Annotated in this window: 20 protein-coding genes and 1 riboswitch; of the genes, 10 read left to right on the plus strand and 10 right to left on the minus strand. The window is 63.3% G+C overall.

Annotation, left to right across the window (positions count from 1 at the left end; all coding sequences use genetic code 11):
- Nucleotides 1-64 precede the first annotated feature (64 nt).
- The gene (locus LBW87_RS13020) at nt 65-412 is read left to right on the plus strand and encodes a hypothetical protein (protein ID WP_225201912.1); all 348 of its coding nucleotides are present in this window, start codon (nt 65-67) and stop codon (nt 410-412) included.
- A gap of 100 nt (nt 413-512) precedes the next feature.
- On the opposite strand, the gene cysM is transcribed toward LBW87_RS13020, so the two are convergent.
- Nucleotides 513-1,415: a cysteine synthase CysM gene (cysM, locus tag LBW87_RS13025; protein ID WP_225201913.1), complete on the minus strand. Its 903-nt coding sequence runs from the start codon at nt 1,413-1,415 to the stop codon at nt 513-515.
- A 218-nt stretch (nt 1,416-1,633) separates the two neighbouring features.
- Between cysM and LBW87_RS13030 the strand changes: the two genes are divergently transcribed.
- Both LBW87_RS13030 and LBW87_RS13035 read left to right on the plus strand, forming a co-directional pair.
- On the plus strand, nt 1,634-3,280 hold the full coding sequence (locus tag LBW87_RS13030; RefSeq protein ID WP_225201914.1) for an isovaleryl-CoA dehydrogenase: 1,647 nt from the start codon (nt 1,634-1,636) through the stop codon (nt 3,278-3,280).
- Nucleotides 3,281-3,422: 142 nt separating this feature from the next.
- Nucleotides 3,423-4,124 (plus strand): PEP-CTERM sorting domain-containing protein, encoded by a 702-nt coding sequence (locus LBW87_RS13035; RefSeq protein ID WP_225201915.1) that lies wholly within the window; start codon nt 3,423-3,425, stop codon nt 4,122-4,124.
- Between the two features lie 50 nt (nt 4,125-4,174).
- Here LBW87_RS13035 and LBW87_RS13040 read toward each other — a convergent pair whose 3' ends face one another.
- Genes LBW87_RS13040 through LBW87_RS13060 form a run of 5 tightly spaced genes read right to left on the minus strand, consistent with a single transcriptional unit; the run spans nt 4,175 to nt 10,341 of the window.
- Complete coding sequence (locus LBW87_RS13040) at nt 4,175-5,500, minus strand: four-carbon acid sugar kinase family protein (RefSeq protein WP_225201916.1); 1,326 nt, start codon at nt 5,498-5,500, stop codon at nt 4,175-4,177.
- 6 nt (nt 5,501-5,506) lie between these two features.
- Nucleotides 5,507-6,796 carry a ribulose-bisphosphate carboxylase large subunit family protein gene (locus LBW87_RS13045; protein WP_225201917.1) on the minus strand — a complete coding sequence of 430 codons (1,290 nt, stop codon included), beginning with the start codon at nt 6,794-6,796 and terminating at the stop codon, nt 5,507-5,509.
- A 2-nt stretch (nt 6,797-6,798) separates the two neighbouring features.
- Nucleotides 6,799-7,338, minus strand: coding sequence for a VOC family protein (locus LBW87_RS13050; protein ID WP_225201918.1), 540 nt, complete (start codon nt 7,336-7,338; stop codon nt 6,799-6,801).
- Between the two features lie 48 nt (nt 7,339-7,386).
- Nucleotides 7,387-9,276, minus strand: a complete 1,890-nt coding sequence (locus tag LBW87_RS13055) for a TRAP transporter large permease subunit (protein ID WP_225201919.1) — start codon at nt 9,274-9,276, stop codon at nt 7,387-7,389.
- Between the two features lie 24 nt (nt 9,277-9,300).
- Entirely contained in the window at nt 9,301-10,341 is a 1,041-nt protein-coding gene (locus LBW87_RS13060; protein ID WP_225201920.1) for a TRAP transporter substrate-binding protein, read from the minus strand.
- 228 nt (nt 10,342-10,569) lie between these two features.
- On the opposite strand from LBW87_RS13060, the gene LBW87_RS13065 reads away from it, so the two are divergent.
- A complete protein-coding gene (locus LBW87_RS13065) occupies nt 10,570-11,655 on the plus strand; it encodes a LacI family DNA-binding transcriptional regulator (RefSeq protein WP_225201921.1) in 1,086 nt (361 codons plus the stop codon).
- Between the two features lies 1 nt (nt 11,656).
- Here LBW87_RS13065 and LBW87_RS13070 read toward each other — a convergent pair whose 3' ends face one another.
- Complete coding sequence (locus tag LBW87_RS13070) at nt 11,657-13,375, minus strand: hypothetical protein (RefSeq protein ID WP_225201922.1); 1,719 nt, start codon at nt 13,373-13,375, stop codon at nt 11,657-11,659.
- Between the two features lie 419 nt (nt 13,376-13,794).
- Here LBW87_RS13070 and LBW87_RS13075 point away from each other — a divergent pair, with 419 nt between their 5' ends.
- A complete protein-coding gene (locus LBW87_RS13075) occupies nt 13,795-14,166 on the plus strand; it encodes a hypothetical protein (RefSeq protein ID WP_225201923.1) in 372 nt (123 codons plus the stop codon).
- Here the strand turns inward: LBW87_RS13075 and LBW87_RS13080 are convergent.
- The gene (locus LBW87_RS13080; protein ID WP_225201924.1) at nt 14,160-15,005 is read right to left on the minus strand and encodes an AraC family transcriptional regulator; all 846 of its coding nucleotides are present in this window, start codon (nt 15,003-15,005) and stop codon (nt 14,160-14,162) included. The genes LBW87_RS13075 and LBW87_RS13080 overlap by 7 nt on opposite strands.
- A 78-nt stretch (nt 15,006-15,083) precedes the next feature.
- Here LBW87_RS13080 and LBW87_RS13085 point away from each other — a divergent pair, with 78 nt between their 5' ends.
- Nucleotides 15,084-16,310, plus strand: a complete 1,227-nt coding sequence (locus LBW87_RS13085) for an MFS transporter (protein WP_225201926.1) — start codon at nt 15,084-15,086, stop codon at nt 16,308-16,310.
- Nucleotides 16,311-16,313: 3 nt separating this feature from the next.
- Here the strand turns inward: LBW87_RS13085 and LBW87_RS13090 are convergent, their stop codons facing one another.
- Nucleotides 16,314-17,573, minus strand: coding sequence for a voltage-gated chloride channel family protein (locus tag LBW87_RS13090; protein ID WP_225201927.1), 1,260 nt, complete (start codon nt 17,571-17,573; stop codon nt 16,314-16,316).
- A gap of 78 nt (nt 17,574-17,651) precedes the next feature.
- A riboswitch (Fluoride riboswitch) is annotated at nt 17,652-17,718 on the minus strand.
- Nucleotides 17,719-17,901: 183 nt separating this feature from the next.
- Between LBW87_RS13090 and LBW87_RS13095 the strand changes: the two genes are divergently transcribed.
- A complete protein-coding gene (locus LBW87_RS13095; RefSeq protein ID WP_225201928.1) occupies nt 17,902-19,107 on the plus strand; it encodes an HD-GYP domain-containing protein in 1,206 nt (401 codons plus the stop codon).
- Nucleotides 19,108-19,113: 6 nt separating this feature from the next.
- Nucleotides 19,114-19,713, plus strand: a complete 600-nt coding sequence (locus tag LBW87_RS13100; protein WP_225201929.1) for a LysE family translocator — start codon at nt 19,114-19,116, stop codon at nt 19,711-19,713.
- A 16-nt stretch (nt 19,714-19,729) separates the two neighbouring features.
- Here LBW87_RS13100 and LBW87_RS13105 read toward each other — a convergent pair whose 3' ends face one another.
- The gene (locus tag LBW87_RS13105; RefSeq protein ID WP_225201930.1) at nt 19,730-20,359 is read right to left on the minus strand and encodes a LysE family translocator; all 630 of its coding nucleotides are present in this window, start codon (nt 20,357-20,359) and stop codon (nt 19,730-19,732) included.
- A 105-nt stretch (nt 20,360-20,464) separates the two neighbouring features.
- Here LBW87_RS13105 and LBW87_RS13110 point away from each other — a divergent pair, with 105 nt between their 5' ends.
- Both LBW87_RS13110 and LBW87_RS13115 read left to right on the plus strand, forming a co-directional pair.
- Entirely contained in the window at nt 20,465-21,364 is a 900-nt protein-coding gene (locus tag LBW87_RS13110) for a LysR substrate-binding domain-containing protein (protein WP_225201931.1), read from the plus strand.
- Between the two features lie 95 nt (nt 21,365-21,459).
- Nucleotides 21,460-22,983, plus strand: coding sequence for a lyase family protein (locus LBW87_RS13115; protein WP_225201932.1), 1,524 nt, complete (start codon nt 21,460-21,462; stop codon nt 22,981-22,983).
- Nucleotides 22,984-23,035: the final 52 nt, after the last annotated feature.

Genomic DNA, 23,035 nt, shown 5'->3' on the forward strand with positions numbered 1-23,035 from the left:
TACCAACAATTAATGCTTAGGCCTCGAGCCTTGACAAACATCTGCATAATGGAACGTCCCGATCATGACTACAACTACAGATACTGCTGAAACTAACTCGTTCACCGACAACGTCAATTACGACCCCAACCATCTGTTGGACGCGTTGATCGAGAAGTTGCATTTGAAGAACGACGCTGCACTGTCGCGCGCACTCGAAGTGGCGCCACCGGTCATCAGCAAGATCCGCCATCGTCGCTTGCCAGTGGGCGCATCGCTGCTCATCCGCATGCACGAAGTGAGTGAATTGTCGATTCGCGAGTTACGCGAGCTGATGGGCGACCGTCGCGAAAAATTCCGCATCAGCGACAAGCAGTTCAAGCCAAAGCCAGGTCAACCGGCCGTCGCGCCGACCAGCGGCAGCGCAGAATGAAAAACGGAGCCTGCTGGCTCCGTTTTTTTTCCGCTCCCTGATTCCAGGCCTCAGATTCCAGGCCGCGCCAGCAGCAATGCCGGCGCGGCCTTGTCATTGGTTATGCCGGGAACACCCCGGTCGAGAGATAGCGGTCGCCGCGATCGCAGACGATGAAGACGATGGTGGCGTTCTCGACCTGATGCGCCAGGCGCACCGCCACTTCGCAGGCGCCGGCGGCCGAGATGCCGCAGAACAGCCCTTCGGTGACCGCCAGCTTGCGGGCCATGTTTTCGGCATCGGCCTGGCTGACCGACTCGGTCAGGTCCACCCGCGAGCGATCGAAAATCTTCGGCAGGTAGGCTTCGGGCCATTTGCGAATGCCGGGAATCGATGAGCCGTCTTCCGGCTGGGCGCCGACGATCTGCACTGCCGCGCTTTGCTCCTTGAGGTATTGCGCGACCCCCATGATGGTGCCGGTGGTACCCATGGCGCTGACGAAGTGGGTAATGCCGCCCTTGGTGTCGCGCCAGATTTCGGGACCGGTGGTCTCGTAGTGCGCCAGTGGATTGTCCGGGTTGGCGAACTGGTCCAGGATCAGCCCCTGCCCTTCCTTCTGCATCTGCTCGGCCAGGTCACGGGCATATTCCATCCCGCCGCTCTTGGGCGTGAGCACGATCCTGGCGCCGTACGCAGCCATGCTCTGGCGACGCTCTTCCGACAGGTTTTCCGGCATCAGCAGCACCATCTTGTAGCCGCGCATCGCCGCCACCATCGCCAGCGCAATGCCGGTGTTGCCGCTGGTGGCTTCGATCAGCGTATCGCCGGGCTTGATCTGGCCGCGCGCCTCGGCGCGGGTGATCATCGAATAGGCCGCGCGGTCCTTGACCGAACCTGCCGGGTTATTGCCCTCCAGCTTGCCCAGGATGATGTTATTGCGGCGTTTGGCCTCTTCGCCGCCGATGCGCGGCAGCTGGATCAGCGGGGTATTGCCGATGGTCGATTCGATAGTCGGATAAGACATTTGGCCTGGATTCCCTTGCGCAATCCTCGAGAGATCGCTCTATGGTCGAAACAAGCATTTTAATATGACTCAATAGCATGTGCCGGCCACCCAACCCAACAAGATGCTTATAAGGATATAGCCAATCCATTTAAACGAATTGGCCTACACTAGGATTGAAGCACCCCGGCCGCAGATGGCGACGCATTTTCGACGACGTCGCCACGAAGGAGACATGCATGCAGACCCACGACGTAAGCAACCAGGTCGCGCCACTGGCTGAGATCAACCTCTACCAGGGCGACCTCGCCCTGCAGGAGGGCGTGCGCCACCATGGCGCCGGATGGCATGCCGCGATGCTGCAGGCGCAAGGCGCCGAGCTGGGCAGTGCCGAGGTGCAGCAGCTGGCCGAGCTGGCCAATCGGTACCCGCCCGAACTGCTGAGCCACGACCGCACCGGGCACCGGATCGACGCCGTGCAATTCCATCCGGCCTGGCATGCGCTGCTGGAACTGTTGCGCCGCGCCGGACTGCATGCGTTGCCCTGGATGCAACCGGGCGATGGCGCGCACGTCGCCCGTGCCGCAGGCGTCTACCTGCACGGCCAGGTCGAAGCGGGCTCGTTGTGCCCTAACACCATGACCTTCGCCGCGATACCGGTACTGCAGCAAGAACCCGAACTGTTCGCGCAACTGCAGAGCCGCCTGTTCGCGCGCGAGCACGACGGCCGCGACCTGCCGTTGCATCTCAAGCGCTCGGCACTGATCGGCATGGGCATGACCGAAAAGCAGGGCGGCTCCGACGTGCGCAGCAATGCCTCGACGGCCATCGCGGTGGCCGCAGCCGGGCGTGGCGCGGCGTACCTGTTGTCGGGTCACAAATGGTTTTTCTCGGCGCCAATGTGCGACGCCCACCTGATGCTGGCGCGCAGCGAGCAGGGGCTGTCGTGCTTTTTCGTACCTCGCTGGTTGCCCGATGGCGGCAAGAATCCGATTCACATCCAGCGCCTCAAGGACAAGCTGGGCAACCGCTCCAATGCCAGCGCCGAAGTCGAGTTCGACGAAGCCTGGGGGCTGATGATCGGCGACGAGGGGCGCGGCATCGCCACCATCATCGAGATGGCCAACCACACCCGCCTGGACTGCGTCATCGGAAGCGCGGCCCTGATGCGCCAGGCGCTGGTGCAGGCGATCCACCATGCGCGCCATCGCAGCGCCTTCGGTCGTCATCTGGCCGAGCACGCATTGATGCGCAACGTGCTGGCCGACCTGGCGCTGGAAAGCGAAGCCGCCACCCAGCTCATGCTGCGCCTGGCGCATGCCTTCGACGCCCCCGACGATCCGCTGGAGCGAGCATGGAAACGCATCGTCACACCGGCGGCCAAGTTCTGGATCTGCAAGCGCGCGCTGGAATTTACCGGTGAATGCATGGAAGTCTGGGGCGGCAACGGCTATGTCGAAACCGGCCCCATGGCGCGCCTCTATCGCGAAGCGCCCGTCAATTCGATCTGGGAAGGCTCGGGCAACGTGATGTGCCTGGATGTGCTGCGGGCCATCGAGCGCGAAGCGCAGGGGTTCATCCTGCTGCTGGAACAGCTTGACCAGGCGGCAACAGAACACCCGATGCTAGCCAGGCAGATGCATGAATTCAAGCTGACGCTGTCGATACCGGCCGAGCAACGCGAAGGGCATGCGCGCCGGCTGGTGCAGCAACTGGTGCTGGCCTTACAGGCAATGCTGATGCTGCAGCATGCACCGGCCACCGCGGCCGATGCATTCCTGGGCAGTCGCGGCGAGCGCGACGGCGAACGGATATTCGGTACGCTGGACTCAACCTCGCCCACGGCGATGGAATCGATACTGCAGCGAGCGTGGCCAGCGCACTAACTTTCCCGGCATCAACATGCATCGTCAGAATGTAAATTTATTCTTTACATGATGCTCTTCCACGCCTAATTTTTTGATATCTTTCCCCTGCGCCAAAAAGAGCATCTCAATATCTCAATCAGAATTCAAACAAGGGGAAACGATGTCGATCAGCACTATCCGCAGTAAACTTTTTATTAGTTTTTTTGCTTTCCTCACCCTGACTTGCGCCACGCAAGCCGAAGCAGCGCCGCAGCCTCAAACCATTACTTTTTCCGGCGACGGAACATTGAGCATCCCGGGCATCAGGGGACTCATCGAGCGGCAGAATCAGACACTGCTCTGGACATCGCTCAATTACGCTAACAATGTGTACGCCGCAGACCTGAAATATGGAATCGGTGCCAGCACGGGCTCCATCATGGGCTATGGCATAGCGAGCCCTAAGGCGGACTATCACATCAACCAGGTGAAGTTGGACGTCACTTCACTCGCCCCTGGAAGTCGAATCCTGGCCTTGCCCTATTATTACGATCCGGTCACCCTTCGCTACAACACGGAAACAAACGTACAGTATGGTCTGTCCTTTCTAACCCAGCCAGGCAGCTATACCGTCAAACTGCCATCGAACACGACACAGATCGTTTTCGCCGTAATATGGAACGGAATCGACCCGATTTCCTCTTATTCGGCCTCTCTATCGATCAAATCGATGACAGTTACGCCCTACGGAATCCTCCCAGCGGTCCCGGAAGCTGAAACATACGTCATGATGCTCGTTGGCCTGTTATTGGTCGGCGCCGTGTCGTATCGCCGTCATCTCCGCATTGACACTGGTGACAGTGCACAGGCGGCAATGGCCTGACGACTACCGGCGAAAAAATCCCCGGCCGACAGCCGGGGATTTTTTTACGGTCAAACCCCGCGCACCAGCAACTCGAACAGATCACTCCCCCCCATCTGCCCGCCCTTCAGCATCAACTCCACCCCGTCGAGTTGCGGCAGGTCGGCATGCGCGCGACACAGCGCCACCCCGGCCGACAGGTTGCCGATATAGGACAGCCCCCAGATATCGAGCGCCTTCAATGCATGACTGGACGTGTCCCCTCCCGCCACGCCCACCCGCGTCAATGGCACCGCCTGCAGCAAGCGACGCAGCAGTTCGCCACAGGCATGCGCCAGTTGCTGCGATGCGCCGCTGGCCGATAACAATTGTCGTTCGCCCTGATGCGGCGCGGTGCATGCCAGCATGTGACGCCCCTGGCGCAAGCCATCGGCGATACGCGCGACGGTGGCCTGCAGATAGGACTGATCGTGTTCGATCAGTCGCTGCGGATCGAGCAGAATCTGGTCGTAGGAATGCGCCGCGCCGATCTGCTGCGCCGTGATCGGCGACAGGCTGCCGGCCAGCACCAGCACCGGCCCTCGCGCCGGCGCGATGTGGTTCGCCTGGTCCCGATGCGGTGCATCCAGCTGCCACCACGCCGCCAGCGCCTGCACCACGCTGCTGGCGCCGACGGCCAGCACACGCTGCCGCTGCGCGCGCGCCCAGATGAGCCCGCCGATGACGGGCAGGTCAGCCTCGCCGCTGACATCGAACAACACGGCATCAGGGCGCGAGGCGGACAATGCATCGATCTGGTCATCGAGCGCGGCAGGGTCAAGATACTGGGGGTAATGCACTGCCTGCACCGTCAAGCCCTGGCGCGCCAGGTGCTTGCGCAGATCCGATTCATCCATGGGCGTCACCGGATGGCAACGCATGGTGGGATGACGGTCGATGCGCACCACTTCGCCACCGGCTTTCTCGGCGGCAAACAGATGACTGAACAGGCAGAAGCGGCGCAGGTTGGGCTGCCCGCCCACCATCGGCACGAACGGGTTATCAATGGTCTCGCGCCAGATTCGGAGGGCAGCGCCGATATTGCCGATCTGCACTCCGCTATCGAAGGTCGAGCAAATCTTGTAATGCGTCACCGGCACCTGGAGCGACGCGAAGAAACGCGCTACCGGCGTCAGTTCGGCCCGCATCTGTTCACCGTCCATGGAGCGCGCCGCCCCGGCGATACCGATGCAATCGAGCGGCCCGGCCGCCCGCAATTGCGCCGCATCCGGCACCCGCAAAAATAACAGGCTGCGCAAACCCGCCCGCGTGGCCGTGGCCAGGGTATCGGTGGCGCCGGTGAAGTCGTCGCCGTAGAAGGCCAGCCTGGGGTGGCCATCGATAAATGACGCGCTCACATCACCTCACTTGAGCTTGTTGCCGTAGAAGGCAATGGCGCGCTGCAGCTCGGGCGCATCCTTGGCGTAGTCTTCCAGGGCGATGCCGGCCCGCGCCGCATCCCAGGCCTGGCGCAGGCTGGCCACGCCGGCGCCAGCGCCATCCGGATGCGCCAGGATGCCGCCGCCCGACAGGAAGATCACATCACTGCTATTGATCGCATCGAAGGTCGGGCGCACGGTGCCGGCCCACTGGCCGTTGGAAAACACCGGCATCACCGCATCGTCGCCGGCCATGGGCGTGAGCACCGCACGGGCCGCCTCGACCACCTCGTCGTTGAATTCCGAAAACTTGCCATTGAGGCCGTGCACATGCAGGTGATCGACGCCGGCCAGGCGCCACATGGCCTGATAGGCCGCGAACGACATGCCCAGCAATGGCTCGCGCGACATCATGCCGAAACCATTGCGATGTCCGTGCAACGCCAGCGCGGTGCTGCGCCGCAAGCTCTGCACCGCCGAAAAGCCGCACCAGTTCAAGCCCACCATCACGCAGCTGCCGCCCTCCTGCTCCACCAGTTCGGCATGACGGCGCATGGCGTCGAGATCATCGGTGATGTTGAAGGCGACCATGACGCGCCGCCCGCTCTTGTCCTGGTAGGCGCGCACCCGGCGCATCACCGCCTGCACCCGCTGCTTCAAGGGCGCATGGCTGGGATTGGCACAGACTTCATCATCCTTGATGAAGTCGACGCCGGCCTCGCACAGTCGCCCCACCAGGTCCGCAGTCTCGTCGGCCGACAGCCCGACGTTGGGCTTGATGATGGTGCCCAGCAACGGCGCCGCGGGTACGCCGGCAAGCTTGCGGGTGCCCGCGATGGCCTGGCGCGGCAGATCGAACTGGCGCCGATAGGCTGCTGGCAGCTTGACGTCCAGCAGTCGCAGCCCGGTCACCTCGCCCAGGTCGAACAGGTTGCCGGCCACGGTGGCGGCCAGCGTCGGCAGGTTGGGGCCGACGTTTTCCACCGGGAAGGAAATACGAATCCGCGCACGGCGATACGGGCCACCGATCTTCTGGCGTTGCTGCCAGGCGTTGGGCAGGCTGGGCGCGGCGACCTGCTCCAGTTCTTCGATGCCCACCACCACGGCGCGGGCGCGTTCGCGCAACTGGTCGGTCTCGCCCTCGACGCGCACGAAGGTGCCGCACGACTGCTCGCCGGCCATCACCTCGGCCACGCGGGCCGGCTCCAGCGGGGTCTCGATCAGGTAGTCGGCGATGAAGCGGCTGCCGTCGGCCGGCAATTGTGCGGGGCCCATGATCACAGCTTGCTCAGGTCAGGGAAAGCGCGCACCGGATCGCTGCCATCCCAGTTCTCGGACGACTCGCGGATGATGCGAAAGACCTTGCCCTTGGGCCCGGCCACTTCCGACAGCTCGATCACGGTGCCGGGATGGTATTCGGTCTCGAAGTAGACGAAGCGGCCGCGTTCGCCCACCTCTCCGCTCATGCCGACCTTCCAGCCGCGATCCAGCAGCAGTTGCAGGTCACGGTCGAAGTGTTCGGTCCAATAGGCTACGTGTTGCAAGCCGCTACGGCTTTTGGCGATGAAGTCGCGATACATCGACGGCGTGTCGCCGCGCGCCTGGATCAGCTCGACCTGCACATTGCCCGAATTGGCCAGCGCCACCGAGTTATGCGGTTCATAGGCGTTCCCCTTGTAACGATAGTTCTTCAGCGGCACCCGCTCCATGTAGTAGAACGGACCCACGCCCAGGACCTCGGTCCAGTATTTCATCGCGGCTTCAATGTCATCGACCACGTAGCCCAGTTGCTTGATCTCTCCGAGAAAGCGGCTCATTGTTATTCCTTGGTTGTTAGATTATTCAGTTCAGGGTCTGCCGGCTAATCAAAGAAAGCCAATCGAGATCCACGGCACGAAGGCCACTACCAGCAGCGCCACCACCAACGCCGCGAGATAACTCCAGACACGATTGAAGACCCGGTCCGGCGACACCTTGCCGATGGCGCAGGCGGCATAGAAGCCGACCCCGAACGGTGGTGCGAAAAGGCCAATGCCCATCGCCAGGATCACCACCATCGCGTAGTGCACGTCGTGCACGCCCAGCGAACGGGCGACCGGGAACAGCAGCGGCCCGAACAGCACGATGGCGGGAATCCCTTCCAGCAGACTGCCCAGCACGATGAAGATGACAATCGTGATCAGCAGGAAACCGACACCACCGCCCGGCACGCCCTGCATCAGCGACACCAGCTTGGCCGAGAAGCCCGACTGCGTCAGCGCCCAGGCCATCGACGTGGCCATGCCGATGATCAGCAGGATCGCGCCCGACAGCGCCGCCGCTTCGATCAGCATCGGATACAGGCGCTTGAAGTCGAGGTGCTTCATGAACAGGTGCATCACCAGTCCCACCACGATGGTATAGGCCACGCCGATGGTCGCCACTTCGGTCGCGGTGGCCACGCCTTCGATGACCGCCACCCGGATCAGCATCGGCAGCGCCAGCGCAGGAATCGCCGCGATCAGGGTCTTCATGATCAGCGACAGCGGCGCCCGCTTGACGTCCGGCATCGGTTCGCGGCGCGCGCGCATCCAGCACACGGCGGCGATGGCGATGGTGGCGATGGCCGCCGGCATCAGGCCGCCGATGAACAACGCCGTGATCGACACGCTACAGACCGCGCCGATGGTGATCAGCACCAGGCTCGGTGGAATCGTTTCGGTCATGGCGCCGGATGAAGACAGCAACGCCACCAGCTCTTCAGGCTTGGAACCGCGCTTCTTCATCTCTGGGAACAGGGCCGGCGCAATGGCCGCCATGTCGGCCGCCTTCGAGCCGGAAATACCGGACACCAGGAACATCGCGCCCAGCAGCACATATTGCAAGCCGCCCCGCACGTGGCCCAGCAGCGACGCCATGAAATCGATCAGGGTCTTGGCCAGCCCGCTCATCTCCAGCAGCGAACCCAGCAGCACGAACAGCGGCACCGACAGCAGGATCAGGCTGGACATGCCCTCGTCCATGCGACTGACCACGATCGACAGCGGGGCATTGGTGGCCAGTGCCAGGTACGCCATGGTGGCGGTACCGAAGGCAAACGCGATGGGAATGCCACCTGCCACGCATACCCCGATCAACGCCACGAAGAACACGATCAGGTTGTAGTTGCCCATGGCCAGCAGGACCGGCCTGGCCAGCCACAGGCCGCCGGCGATCAGCGCCACCACCAGCAGCGCCGACACCAGTTGTCGCAACGTGGTCACGGCCGCCATGCGCGAGACCGCCGCCAGCAGCATCAATATGGCGCCGACCGGCAGCGCCGCCGCCCGCAGGCCGTCAGGCAACTCCAGGGCCGGCGTGGTGATGGCCATCTGTTCGATGGCATGGTCCAGCGCCGGGTGGATCACCATCAGCACGAAGATGCATACCACCAGCGCGGCCACCGTCTCGCACCACACGCGGGCCTTTTCGGAGAGCTTGCCGACGATGGCGGTCAGGCGCATGTGCTCACCGCGATCCAGCGCCAGCACCGCCCCCAGCATCGACAGCCAGATGAACAGGATCGAGGCCAGTTCGTCGGACCAGATCAAGGGATCGTGCAAGGCATAGCGATAGATCACGCCGGTCAGCAGCACCACCGTTTCGGCTACCACCAATGCCGCCGCTGCGGCGCCCACGCCCTGCATCAGGACCCGGTTCAATGCGATCAGTGCGCGCGCCACCGGATGGTGATGGCGTGCGCCGTCCCGGCCCTGGACATGCAGGGCTTCGTTCATGGCGACTTCCATGGTGTGCTCCGATCAGGCTAGCTTGCCGGTGTACTTCTCGAGGGTAGCCCAGGCTTCGTCGCCGAACTTCTTGTGCCATTCGGTATAGAAGCCGGCGCTGCGCAGCTTGGCGCGGAAGGCATCGTTGTCGATGTTATTGAATTGCAGCCCCTTGGCCTTCATGTCGGCCACCAGCGATTCGTTGAGCGCCTTGACGTCGACCCGTTGCTTCACGCCCGCTTCATTGATGTTGCGGGTAACGATTTCCTGCAGGTCCTTGGGCAGCCGTTCGAATGACTTCTTGTTACCCATGAACCAAAAACCGCTCCAGACGTGGTTGGTCATCGAACAGAACTTCTGCACTTCGTAGAACTTGACGGTGGCGATCACCGCCAGCGGGTTTTCCTGGCCTTCCACGATCTTGGTCTGCAACGCCGAATAGACCTCGGCGAAGTTGATGCTGGTGGGCGAGGCATCGAAGCCCCGGAACAGGGAAGTCGCCAGCGGGCTGGGCGGGACCCGCAGCTTCATGCCCTTGAAGTCTTCCGGTTTGGTGATGGCGCGGGTGCTGGTGGTGACCTGGCGATAGCCGTTGTCCCAGCATTTCTCGAAGGCGAACAGCGAGGTCTTGGCTGCCAGTTCGCGACGCACCAACGCGCCCAGGTCGCCGTCCATGGCAGCCCATACCTGGCTGTAATCCTTGAAGGCAAAGCCGACGCCGCTCAACTGCCCGGCCGACACCAGCGTGCCCAGCACTTCGGGCGAGATGGTAAAGAAATCGATGGCGCCCGAGCGCACCTGCGACAGCATGTCGGTGTCGGTGCCGAGCTGACCGTTGGAATACACCTGCAAGTCGACCCGCCCCTTCGATTCGGCGGCGATCTTTTCCGACATTTCCTTGGCGCGCACATTCATGGGGTGCGTCATCGGCAGGTTGTTGCCGTACTTCAAGGTGAATTCGGCGGCATGCGCACTACTGCCATACAACCCGGTGGCCATCGCGGCAGACGCCACCGAGGCCGTCTTCAGGAAGCCGCGACGGCTGGAACGAAAGTCTTCGGCAGAGTTGCTCATGGTTGTCTCCTCGAGATTGATCTTATGGTCGCAGTGACCGTCGGCCATCTGCGCTGGGCCCGTTTGATGATGTTTTTTGATTTGATTTGATTTAGACTTTGCACACACCACGCACGCAAAAACCCAATCAGATCGGGGCAAGGCGAAGAGTATCGCCTCAGGATCAAGGCGGTCAAAGCAGTTTTTTGATGGTTTTTGATGTAATCAAGCTGGACAACGAAAGCCCCGATGCCCGACAAGATCACCTCCCGCGCCGGTGCCCGCGCCCATGCCCGCGTAGCCGACATTGCCGCCGCCGCCGGCGTCTCCACCGCCACCGTCGACCGGGTGCTGAACCAGCGCCCCGGCGTGCGTAGCGCCACGATGCAGAAGGTAATGCGGGCGGCAGCCGAACTCGACTACCTGCCCGAAGCCGATCTCTACAAGGCGATGCAGCCGCGCCCGATGCAGCTGGTTTTCCTGCTGCCGCCGCGCAGCAACCGCTACATGCAGATGCTGGGCGACTATATCGGCTTTGCCGAAGAGCAGCTGGCGCCTTTCAATGTGCGCTGCCGCTATCACCATATCGAAGGCTTCAATCCGCATGTGCTGGCGCAACGCCTGCTGCACTACGGGCGCCTGGCCGATGGCGTGGCTTTCATGGCGCTGGAGCATCCGCTGGTGCGCGAAGCGGTCAATACGCTGGTCGCCGAAGGGGTGCAGGTGGTCACGCTGATCTCGGACCTGTCCAACTCGCGCCGGGCCGCCTATGTGGGAATGGACAACCGTGCCGCAGGACGCACCGCAGGTTATCTGCTGGCACGCTTCCTGGGGCGCGACGTGGTCAACCCCGGCGCCGGGCGCGCGCCGGCCAAGATAGCCATGATTGCCGGCAGCCTCAGCTACCGGGGACACGAGGAACGCGAGATGGGGTTCCAGCATGCGCTGGAAGAAATGTGCCCGCAGGTGCAGGTGGTCGGCTTGCGCGAAGGCCACGATGATGCCGACACCAACTACAAGCAGGCGCGCACCCTGCTCGACCAGTATCCGGACCTGGCCGGCATGTACAACATCGGGGGCGCGTCGGATGGCGTGGGCCGGGCCTTGAAGGAAACCGGCCGCGACCAGAAAGTGGTATTCATCGGCCACGGGCTTACGCCCGACACGCGCGGCCTGCTGATCGACGGCACGCTCGATGCGGTGCTGACCCAGCATCCACAGAACATGGTGATGAATTGCGTGCGCATCTTCGGCAACCTGCGCGCCCGACGCGATGCACTGGCCGGCGTGGAAGCGGTGCGCATCAGCGTGATCCTGCGCGAGAACCTGCCCTGACTCAAGTCGACGTCGATGGCATCAACGGACTACGTGCGGCCCATGCCAGCAGCAGGCGTTGCCGGCGTGGACGGGCCCGCTTGCGGCGCATGCTGGCATACACCAGCTCGCTCAGGATGCGCTGTTCTGCCGCGCTCATGTTGAACGCGGCACGGTACATGCGCAGCATCGCCAGCATGTTGCCCAGCAAACCGGGATCGTCGCTGTCGCTGGCCACCAATGCCGCCAGTTGCGCGCCCAGCACCTGCGCCTGGTCGCCCGGCAGCGGCGCCGACTGGGCGGCCACGCCCTGCGCCATCTGCAGCAGGTTGATGCGATAGAGCGCATAACGGTAGTCGCTCTCCAGCGTATCTTGCGCACCCGCGCTTTGCATCGGATCGACATCGGCCAGGCCGGCCAGCAGCCGCTGCAGCGACGTCAGGTTGATTTCGCCGGCGGCTTGCGCCTGGTGCCAGCCGCCATCAGGATTGAGCAGCCACGCCAGGAAGCCGTGATCGAGCCGGGTCTCGCGCGCGGCGCTGCTACCCAGCATGCGCTGCGCCATGGCCATCTCGGCGCTGGTCATGCGTGCCGCCTCGGAGCGGTTGGCGCCGGCAAACCTTAGCGCCCCGCCGGCGCGCGCCAGGCGATAGCGCGCCAGGCTGCCCGCCAGCAGATCGACCTCATCCAACGCCAGGCCATTGGCGGCGGCATAGCCGTAGGCGTCGGCCAGGTAACGCCGATCGGCCAGTGACAGAAACTCGCGCGCCGTCGCCGACTGGACCAGGCGGCGCGCCACGGCCGGTTCATCATCGCGACTTGCCGCGCCGAAGACCCGCTGCAGCAAGACCTGATAGTTAGTCTCTTCGGCCGCTGTCGCCATTGACGACAGCGGCAGCAATTCGACCAGGCGCGGGCCCATCGCCAACCAGGTGCTGGCCGACAGCGACAGCCTGGGCAACGCCAGCGCGCCACTCAGCGCCAACGGGCCGGAGGGCAACACCAGCGCCTGCAGCCAGTTGGCCAGTTCGACCTGCTGCGCAGGCGGCATCTTGGCGGGGTTGCCGATACTGTCCAGCGCCAGGTATTGCTGCATCAGTTGAACATAATTGGCGGGGTAAGCGCTTTGCTCCAGCGGCGAGAGGCTGGCATAGAACGACAAGCCGGCCTCGATCACGCCGCGCCAGTCGCCACTGCCGAGGGCGCGCTGAAACACCGGTTGCCAGAAGGCCCGATCGAGTTCGGCGCGCTGGCTGGCGGCGGCAAATCGCTCATTGGCGGTATAGGCGCCGCTCTCGTCGTAGACGATGGCCGATAGCGCGCTACGACCGAGGCTGGCAAATGGATTGGGTGCACGGCCATAGAGCGATTCGGTCGCCTGTGCCGCCTGGCGCAGCCGATCAGGGTCGCTTGACGGGGGCAATTCGCGGTCGGCGCGGGCAATCGCTTCGGCACCGGTACGCGCGGCCAGCAAGCGCGCCTCGATGGCGTAGAGCGTCAGGCGTGGGATGGCCATCTTATCGGCCCTGTCGGCGATCTCGACGGCCGCCACTTCTGCCCCTTGTGCCGTACTGTCCAATGCCGCCAGCAACCGCCCCTGCACCGACAGCGACAGGCTTATGCCGTCGTCGGACGCGACCGCGGCTGGCTCGGCGTCGCTATCGGCCGCGCTTGCTGCGTGAGAAGTGAAGAGCGACAACGCATCGCGCGTTGCCACTGCGATATCCGTTTCGATGGTCATGGCGTACCCCAGGTCGGGTGTTCATGACTTCATTACGGTCGCGTGCCGGCGATCTTTACACTTGCCGTAGGGCACCGGTCAGTCACGCGGTATTTTTGCGAGCGTAAGGGCATTGTCCTCGCACATCGACAATACGGGCTGTATCGCGGCATTTCAAACACGAGTCATCGTGGATCAAATGCCACATCGCCAACAAATAAATACCTCACCAAAACTCACAAAAAAATGCACTAAAAATGACCGTAAAGTGCCGATGGAAGATGGCTTCCCCCGTAAAGTACGAGCGTTCAGTTATTTGTCAGCTTTACCATCCTCACAACTTCTCGCTAGTCGCGAACATTGCCCTGAAACGCTCAGGATTTCCCCGATTTTGCTAGGCGCAGGCTGAGGAATACATTTGGCTCAAGGGAGGAATCAACATGAGCAAAAAAATATTCTTGATCTGCGCCGCCATGATTGGCGGGTGGCCTGCTGCATCGGCGCTGGCGGCCAATTCGGGGGTGCTGGCCATCACCGTGACGGTGGCCGAAAAATGCCGCATCGACTTCAGCGAAGGCAGCGCCGACTTTTTCCAGGTATGTTCCGCAGCCCAGGGCGTGAGCAATGAACGGGCGAGCAACGTGCTGGGCTCGGCGATCGCCATCGACCCTGCGGCCGACCCCTACTATCTCGACCGCGACCCGGAAAACCCCGGGCGAGAGGCCGGGCCCGGGGCGCGCACGGCACAAGGCGGATCGACCACGCCACCCGCGGCGCGGCGCGGGCCCAAGATCGTCCAGATCCACTATTGAATGGATCGCTGCCCCGGGCCTACCCGCAATTTCTCTTCGCGCTGCAGGTAGCGATTGGGCGCCTGGTTGAGCGCGCGACGAAACATGTTGGAAAAAGCGCTCTGGCTCTTGTAGCCGAGCGCCTGCGCCACGACGCCGACCGGGTCCCCGCGCGACAACCTGACCAACGCTTCGCTCAGGTGCACCTGCTGCACCCAGTGCCGGAACTGCAAGCCGGTCTCACGCGGAAACAAGCGGATCACGGTACGTTCGCTGGCGCCGGCCAGGCCGGCCCAGTCGGCCAAGGCAAACTGGCGCCCCGGGTCCTCAAGAATAGCTTCGCAAATGGCCACCAGCCGGCGGTCGTTGGGCCATGGAATCTCGACCGGGATCGCAGGCGCCCGCGCCAGCTCCGACAGGATCAACGCGCCCACATGACCACCGCGACTGTCGGGCGCGTAGTCGACCGGTTCCTGCAGCAACGCCAGGATCAACTCGCGCAGCAACACGCTCACTTCCAGCAGGCGACAGCGCTCGCCCAATGCCGGCGCCCGGGCCGGATCGATGTAGAGCGTGCGCATGCTGACCCGGGTCAGCATGCGAATGGCGTGCGCCACATTGGGCGGCACCCACAGGGCGCGCAACGGCGGCACGATCCACACGCCCTGGGAGGTGCGCACCTGCATCACCCCTTCGACTGCATATAACAATTGCCCCCGCTCATGCGAATGGGCGGTGAGCCAATCGCGATACTCCAGCTCGCGGGCAAACGCCGCCACCGGCGAGGCGGACGACTGCAAGGCTTCCACGCTCTTGCTGGGACTAACAAAACGGATGGTGGGCGGAATCGGTTTTGGCATTTAATCGACAAAACTTGGCGCATGGTGGATTAGATGCCAATGATACATTCATTGCCTGTTCAACCCACCCTGTCTGTCATGACCACAGAGACTTCCGCGCTCGCAGCAAACGCTGCCACGCCCGTGGCGCCATCCAATACTGCACACCCGCTGGTGATGAGCATCATCCTGGCCGTCGGCGGCGCCCACCTGATCAACGACATGATCCAGGCGCTGCTGCCCTCGATCTATCCGATGCTCAAGGCCAACTATCACCTCAGCTTCACGCAGGTGGGCCTGATCACGCTGACTTTCCAGATCACCGCATCGCTGCTGCAACCCTGGATCGGCATGTATACCGACCGCCACCCGCAACCCTGGCTGTTGCCCAGCGGCGCGGTCATGACCGTGCTCGGGATCCTGCTGCTGGCATGGGCCGGGAGCTTTCCGGCGTTCCTGGTGGCGGCGGCGCTGATCGGCGTCGGTTCGTCGACCTTCCACCCTGAAGCCTCGCGCATCGCACGCATGGCCTCGGGTGGCCGCTATGGCCTGGCGCAATCGACCTTCCAGGTGGGCGGCAATACCGGCCAGGCCTTCGGGCCGCTGCTCGCGGCCGCCATCGTGGTGCCGTATGGGCAGGGCAACGTGGCCTGGTTCGTGCTGCTGGGATTGCTGTCGATCTTCGTGTTATCGCGGGTATCCGGCTGGTATCGCGGCCACCTGGCGGCAACCCGTGGACGAGCCCGCGTACTGGCGCAACATTCGCTGTCGCCGGCCACGGTGCGGCGGGCGCTGGTGGTGCTGGCCCTGCTGGTGTTTTCCAAGTACTTTTACATGGCCAGCTTCACCAGTTACTTCACGTTCTACCTGATCGATCGCTTCAACCTGTCGGTGGCCAGCTCGCAGCTGTACCTGTTCCTGTTCCTGGGCGCGGTGGCGGTCGGCACCTTCGTCGGCGGCCCCATCGGCGACCGTATCGGACGCAAGCTGGTGATTTGGATCTCGATCCTGGGCGCCGCGCCGTTCGCCTTGCTGCTGCCGCATGTCGGCCTGTTCTGGACGGGCGTGCTGTCGGTCATCATCGGCCTGGTCATTTCGTCGGCCTTCTCGGCCATCGTGGTGTACGCCCAGGAATTGGTGCCTGGCAAGGTGGGCCTGATCGCCGGCGTGTTCTTCGGCCTGATGTTCGGCTTCGGCGGCATCGCTGCCGCCTACCTGGGTCACCTGGCCGACCTGTACGGCATTGCCTGGGTCTATGGACTGTGCGCTTTCCTGCCGCTTGCAGGCGTGCTGACCGTGATGTTGCCCAACCTCAAGGAAGCCTGATCGTCAGTGCTGCGGCCCGTCGTCCCTGGCGGCCGGGCCGCGGTGCTTGTGCTGCGCCACGCGCTGCGCACGGTAGATGCCGGCGTGGCCGGAAAATAAATAACTGCTCACACAGGCCAGCGCGGCAAACGGCCCGATCTGCGGGCCGAACAACTCGATGGCCATGATGATCGAGGCCAGCGGCGTATTGGCCGCGCCGGCGAACACCGCGACAAACCCCACCGCCGCCAGCATCGAATAAGGCATCTGCAGCACCGGCGCCATGGCGTTGCCCAGCGTGGCGCCGATATAGAACAGCGGCGTCACCTCGCCGCCCTTGAAACCACTGCCCAGCGACACCACGGTAAATACGCTCTTGGCCAGCCAGTCCCACGGCGCGAGCGGTTGCTGGAAGGCTTCGATGATGACCTCGATGCCGAGGCCGATATAACGCTGCGATCCCAGCGCCAGCACCGCCAGCGCAACCACCACGCCGCCGATGGCGGGCCGCAGCGGCGCATAGGCGACCCGGCGCTTCATGAAACCGGACAAGGCATGGGTGGCCACCGCAAAGACCCGTCCCGCCAGGCCGAAGACGATGCCGGCCAGCAAGACCGCCGCCGCGCTCCACAACGCCAACGGCGCCCAGGCGGCAACCGCGTAGTGCGTATGGTGGACGCCCCAGGCTTGTCCCACCTGATCGGCGGCAATCGCGGCCACGAAGCACGGCAGGATGGCGTCATAGCGCAGGCGCCCGATGGCCAGCACTTCCAGACCGAAGATGGCGCCCGCCACAGGGGTGCCGAAGACCGATGAAAAACCGGCGCTGATGCCCGCCATCAGCAAGATGCGACGATCCACCGGCGCCAGTCGCAACAGGTGAGTCAGTTGATCGGCCAACGCCCCGCCCATCTGCACGGCAGTGCCCTCGCGCCCGACCGAAGCGCCGAACAGGTGCGACGCCACCGTTCCCAGCAGCACCAGCGGCGCCATGCGCAGCGGCACCACCCGGCGCGGGTCGTGAATCTCGTCGATCAACAGGTTGTTGCCGCCCTCCACGCTTTGCCCCAGGCGCAGGTAAAGCCAGCCCACCGCGAAGCCTGCCAGCGGCAGCAACGCGATCAGCCAGGGCCAGGTCTGGCGCCAACGGGTCACGACATCAAGTGCAAACAGGAAGAATGCCGAAGCGGTGCCGGCCAGCAAAGCCACTGCCAGCGCGATGCTGCACCATTTGCCGACATGCAGCAGCAAGCGCAGCGCTTCGACCAGATAATTAGATTTCATGGGTTCCGGATCATCAGGGTTTAACACGACCCGGCCAGGAGCAGAACGCTTGACGCACGCCTACAGCCCTGGAATCAGGTCACCGTAGGCATCATCAGCCGCAACGCGCGGCGGTTCGGGGAGGTATGCCATCTCCGCGCCAAATGTTAGCGCCGCGGGATAATTGTCGCAACCGCATTGTTGCCTATCGTTCACATTGACCGGATCGTATGAGATGATTGTCGGACGTCCGGGTTGGGTCGGCGTTTTGCAGACTTTCGCAAACTTTATTCCCTTCGTTGAAACAAGAACAACTTTTTCCCGGCGCGCCGGAAAGAAGTGGGCGAGCATGCTGAAGAAAATAAAAGTGGAGGACCTGGTCCTCGGAATGTACTTCTGTGGCTTCGAGGCCGCCTGGCTGGACCATCCTTTCTGGAAGAACAAGTTCCTGCTGAAGAATCCGTCCGAGCTGAAACAGGCGCGCGATAGCGGCATCAGCCATTGCTGGATCGATATCGAGCGTGGTCTCGATGTCCGCGCCGAGCCGGCGCTCGCGCCCGAGCCGGAAGCGGCCCCTGAGCCGGCGCCTGAAGCCACGCCCGAAATCGTGCTCGATCCGGCCGTGCGCGAAGCGCAGTTGCTGTGCGAAACGGCCAAGAAGGCGACCAAGGCCATGTTTTCAGAGGCGCGCATGGGGCGCGCCATGGACATGGAACGATGTGCTTCGCTGGTCGAGGAGATCGCCGACTCGGTGGTGCAAAGTCCTAATACATTGCTGTCGGTGGCGCGCCTGAAACTGGCCGACGAATATACCTATCTGCATTCGATGGCGGTGTGCGCGCTGATGGTGGCGCTGGGCCGTACCCTCGGCATGGACGAGACCGCCTGTCGCGAGGCCGGGCTGGGCGGATTCCTGCATGACATCGGCAAGGCCTTCATCCCGCACGACATCCTCAACAAGCCCGGCCGCCTGACCGACGATGAGTTCGCCGTCGTGCGCAAGCATCCCGAGTTGGGCTACAAGTATCTGAGCCAGGACCCGGGCGTGCCCGAATATGCGCGCGAAGTGTGCCTGCACCATCACGAGAAGACCGACGGCAACGGCTATCCCGACGGCCAGCGCGGCGGCTCGATTGCCTTGTATTCGCGCATGGCCGCGATCTGCGACGTATATGACGCCATCACCTCCGACCGCCCCTACAAGCAGGGCTGGGACCCGGCCGAGGCGATCTCGACCATGGCCTCCTGGAGCGGCCACTTCGATCGCCCGCTGTTCCTGGCCTTCGTCAAGACGCTCGGCATCTATCCGGTCGGCTCGATCGTCAAGCTGGCCTCGGGCCGTTCGGGCTTCGTGGTGAGCCAGAACACCCGCGACCTGACGCGCCCGGTGATCAAGGTATTTCGCTTCGACGACCAGTTCCAGGCCAGCGAAACCGACATCCTCGATCTTTCGGATAACCCGCAACCGGACTCCATCATCGGGCGCGGCGGCGAAGAGTGGGCGCGCCTGAGTCATCTCGACGCCATGCAGATTCTGGGCACGCGCGCCGCCTGAGCACCCATGACCTTCGACTCGCCGTTTCTCATCTTCCTGCTCAGCGTGGCGCTGATCCTGATCACCCCGGGACCGACCAATACCCTGCTGGCCGTGGCCGGCCTCGGGCTGGGCTGGCGCCGCGCGCTGCCGCTGCTGCTGTTTGAATTTGCCGGCTACTTCATCTCGATCTCGGTGTGGGGCCTGCTGCTGGCGCCATTGCAGGCGCAGCATCCCTGGGTCGCCACGCTGGTGCGCATCGCCAGCGCCTGCTACCTGGCCTATACCGCCGTCAAGGTCTGGCGCGACGCCAGGCTGCTGCACAGCGGGCAACAACGCACCATCACGCCACGCATGTTGTTGATGGCCACGTTGCTGAACCCGAAGGGCCTGCTGTTTGCGCTGGTGATTTTTCCCCCGCACGCGTTCGAGACGCCGCACCTCTACGCCGTCTCGATGACGTCCTTCACGTTGCTGCTGGTGCCGATCGGCACCTTGTGGATCAGCCTGGGACATGCGCTGGGCCACGAACGCCTGCGCTTCGTCAGCCCGCGCAAGGTGCAACGGCTGGGCTCGGTCGCCATCGCCATGTTCTCGGTGTTCATCGCCTGGGCGGCTTTTCGCTGAGGGACGCGGAGGTCGATTACCGGTTCATCAATTCAAACAGACCGGTGGCGATCAGCAATGCACCGCAAGCAACATTGATCTTGCCCAGATGCCGTCCGAATCGCGCCGCGATGGATGGCATCGATAGCAGCCATCCCAGACTGCTATACCAGACGACCGCACAAGCCCCCACCGCCAGCACCATGAGCGCCACGGTCGGCCCGCTGGCCGCCGCCGGCGCCAGGCTGGACAGGAAGGCGCAGTAATACAGCAGCGACTTGGGGTTGGTGATATTGAGCGCCAGCCCTTCGCGAAAGGCGCTCTTGCGGTTCACGTGCGGTGCGCCCTGTTGCGGCGCCGGTACTGGCCGCACCAGCAACCTGGTGCCGAACCAGATCAGATAGCCGCACCCCAGCACCTGCAGCAGCTGGCCCAGCCAGGCGTGGTGCACGACGAGCGTGCCGACGCCCAGTATGCCGATCGTCGCCCACAGGCTGTTGACCACCGCAAACCCGCACGACATGCTAAGCGCCTGCAACCGCGAACAGCGCAACGCGCGATTGGCGATCGCGACGAAATTGGCGCCGGGAATGGCCACGCCGACCAGGCTGGCCGAGCACACCGCGACGATGGCGGGCCAGTCGAACATTGCGTTGGAAGAAATCATCGTGCGAACGTTGTGGACAAGAGGACGCTAATGTCGATGATGGCTTCTGTTCTGTAAATTCCGAATAAAATTGCATCGTGATACTAAAAACCTATCAAGGACACGATGATCAATTTCCGACTGATGAAGCAGCTCTGGATGTTCTCGGTGGTCGCCGAAGAGCAGCATTTCGGTCGCGCCGCCAAGAGATTGGGGATGTCGCAACCACCGCTGACCGAGCAGATCAAGGTACTCGAGCAGGCGCTCAAGGTGACGTTGTTCGAGCGCTCGCGCCAAGGCACCCGACTGACCCCGATCGGGGCCGCGATCCTGCCGGCGGTCCAGCGGCTGGTGCAGCAGATGGGGCAAGTGGAGCGCGCGGTCGATGAAGCGGTACGCGGCCGGACCGGCGTACTTACTATCGGCGCCGTCAGTTCTGCCATGTTCGACGTGCTCCCTCCTATCGTCGAGGCCCTGAAAAAGAAGACGCCCGGACTGGCCATCAGCGTGCACGAAATCGATAGCGTCGAGGCGGTCCCTGCGCTGGAGGCAGGCGAGATCGATCTCGCTTTCGCCCGCCTCGAAGGCCCGCCCAACGACAGGATCGGCCGCATCGCATTGCAGGAGAGCGCCCTGTGCGTGGCCCTGCACCGGCATCACCCGCTGGCAGCCAGGACACGCATTCCTCTGAGCGCGCTCAATGACGAAGAGTTCGTGATGTTCGAACGGCGCTACAGCCCGCTTTACTTTGACCACCTGATGGCAACCTGCGGCATCCATGGCTTCAGCCCGCGCACCTTGCATGAAGTACGCTCGATCACGGCCCAGATCGCTTTCGTCGGTTGTGGGCAAGGGGTGGCGCTGGTGCCGGCCAGCATGCGAAAGATGGCGCCACAGAGTGTGCTGTTGAAGCCGCTGAAAGAAAAGATCATGGTCACCACCGCAACCGTGGCCTGGAACCGCACCCGGGTCAACCCGCTGGTGACCGCAGCCCTGACGGTGATCGGGACACCCACCCCGGCATGAAACGGGCAGCGGCAGCGCATCTTTTGTTATGCTTTAACGGCAAGTAAAAAAAGAGACATTCATTCGCCAACCCGTTACAGGCCGCCACATCCATCATGCTTATCAACCGCTCCCGATTGGGGCTAGCCGCCGTGCTAGCTGCCACCCTCGCCTGCGCCACCGCGCCGGCCACCGCCCAGCAACCGCGCCATGACGAATTCTTCTGGCTGGGCGAAATCAACAAGGCATCGGCCGTCATCAACACCGACGAAGGCCTGCTCGACAAGTCGCTGACGCCATTGGTGGTCAAGGGCATCCGCAAGGTGCTGGCCGACGCCGAGCAGCCGGGCGCCAGACGCCCGACCAATGTCATCACCTTCGAGCCATTGCTGATCCAGGCCGCCGGCCCGCAGATCACCCTGCTGCATGCGGGACGTTCGAGTCAGGACATGCTGGCCACGATGCGCTCCGCGATCCTGCGCGACGACATGCTGGCGCTGGCCGAGCAGCTCAACAAAACCACCGCCGCGCTGGTCAGGCAAGCGGCGCGTCAGCGCGACACCATCGTGCCCAACTACACCAACGGCGTGGCGGCGCAACCCAACAGCTATGGCCACTATCTGCTGGGCTTTGCTGCGGCCCTGGACCGCGATGCCGAGCGCATCCGCCAGACCTATGCGCGCATCGACCGCTCATCGATGGGCACCACCGTCCTCAACGGCAGCAGCTGGCCCCTCAATCGCCAGCGCATGGCGGATTATCTGGGCTTCGCGGCCACCGTCGACAATGCCTACGATGCCTCGCAGCTGTCGTCAGTGGACGAGCCGGTCGAGGCCGGCCAGGTAGTGTCATCGATTGCCTTGCATGCGGGCGCATTCATTCAGGATGTGATGACGCAGTATGCGCAACCGCGACCGTGGATTCTGCTGCAGGAAGGTGGCGACAATACCTACGTATCGAGCGCCATGCCCCAGAAACGCAACCCCGGCCTGCTCAACAGCACCCGTCGCGATGCGACCACGGCGTTCAACCTGGGGCTGGGCGTGGCGCTGCAGGCGCATAACATTCCGCCCGGCATGAGCGACCCTAAAGAGGTCAAGGCCAACAGCGCCATGGTGCATGCCGCGACCGGCGTACTCAAGAATTGGGAGCGCATCCTCGCGGCCCTGGTGATCGACCCCAAGCGTTCGCTCGAAGAGCTCAACAGCGACTGGACGGCTTCGCAGGAACTGGCCGATGTGTTGATGCGCAAGTACAAGTTACCGTTTAGGGTAGGCCATCACTTCGCCTCGGAAGTGGTCGAATATGCCAAGGCGCACGACATCAAGCCACTTGATTTCCCGTATGCAGATGCGCAGCGTATCTATGCGCAAGCCGTTCAGGGAACAGACTTTGCGCCAGTCCTGCAAATGTCCGAGCAGGAGTTTCGCAGCACGCTCGATCCGGTCGCGATCGTTCGCAATCGCGCCACCGCAGGCGGACCGCAACCGCCTGAGATGGACCGTATGCTACGCCAGGCCAGCGAACGGGTCAGTCAGCAGGAGGCATGGATCAAGTCGCGCCGGGCCCATATTGCGGACTCGCTCGACCAGCTGAACCGGGACTTTGACCGGCTTGCCCGGACCGCCGGCGTGCAGTAACAATCGCCTGCCGCGATCAAAAAAAATGGCCTGGTGCAATCATGCACCAGGC

The sequence above is a fragment of the Herbaspirillum sp. alder98 genome (genome assembly GCF_020179755.1).
GTDB lineage: Bacteria > Pseudomonadota > Gammaproteobacteria > Burkholderiales > Burkholderiaceae_D > Herbaspirillum.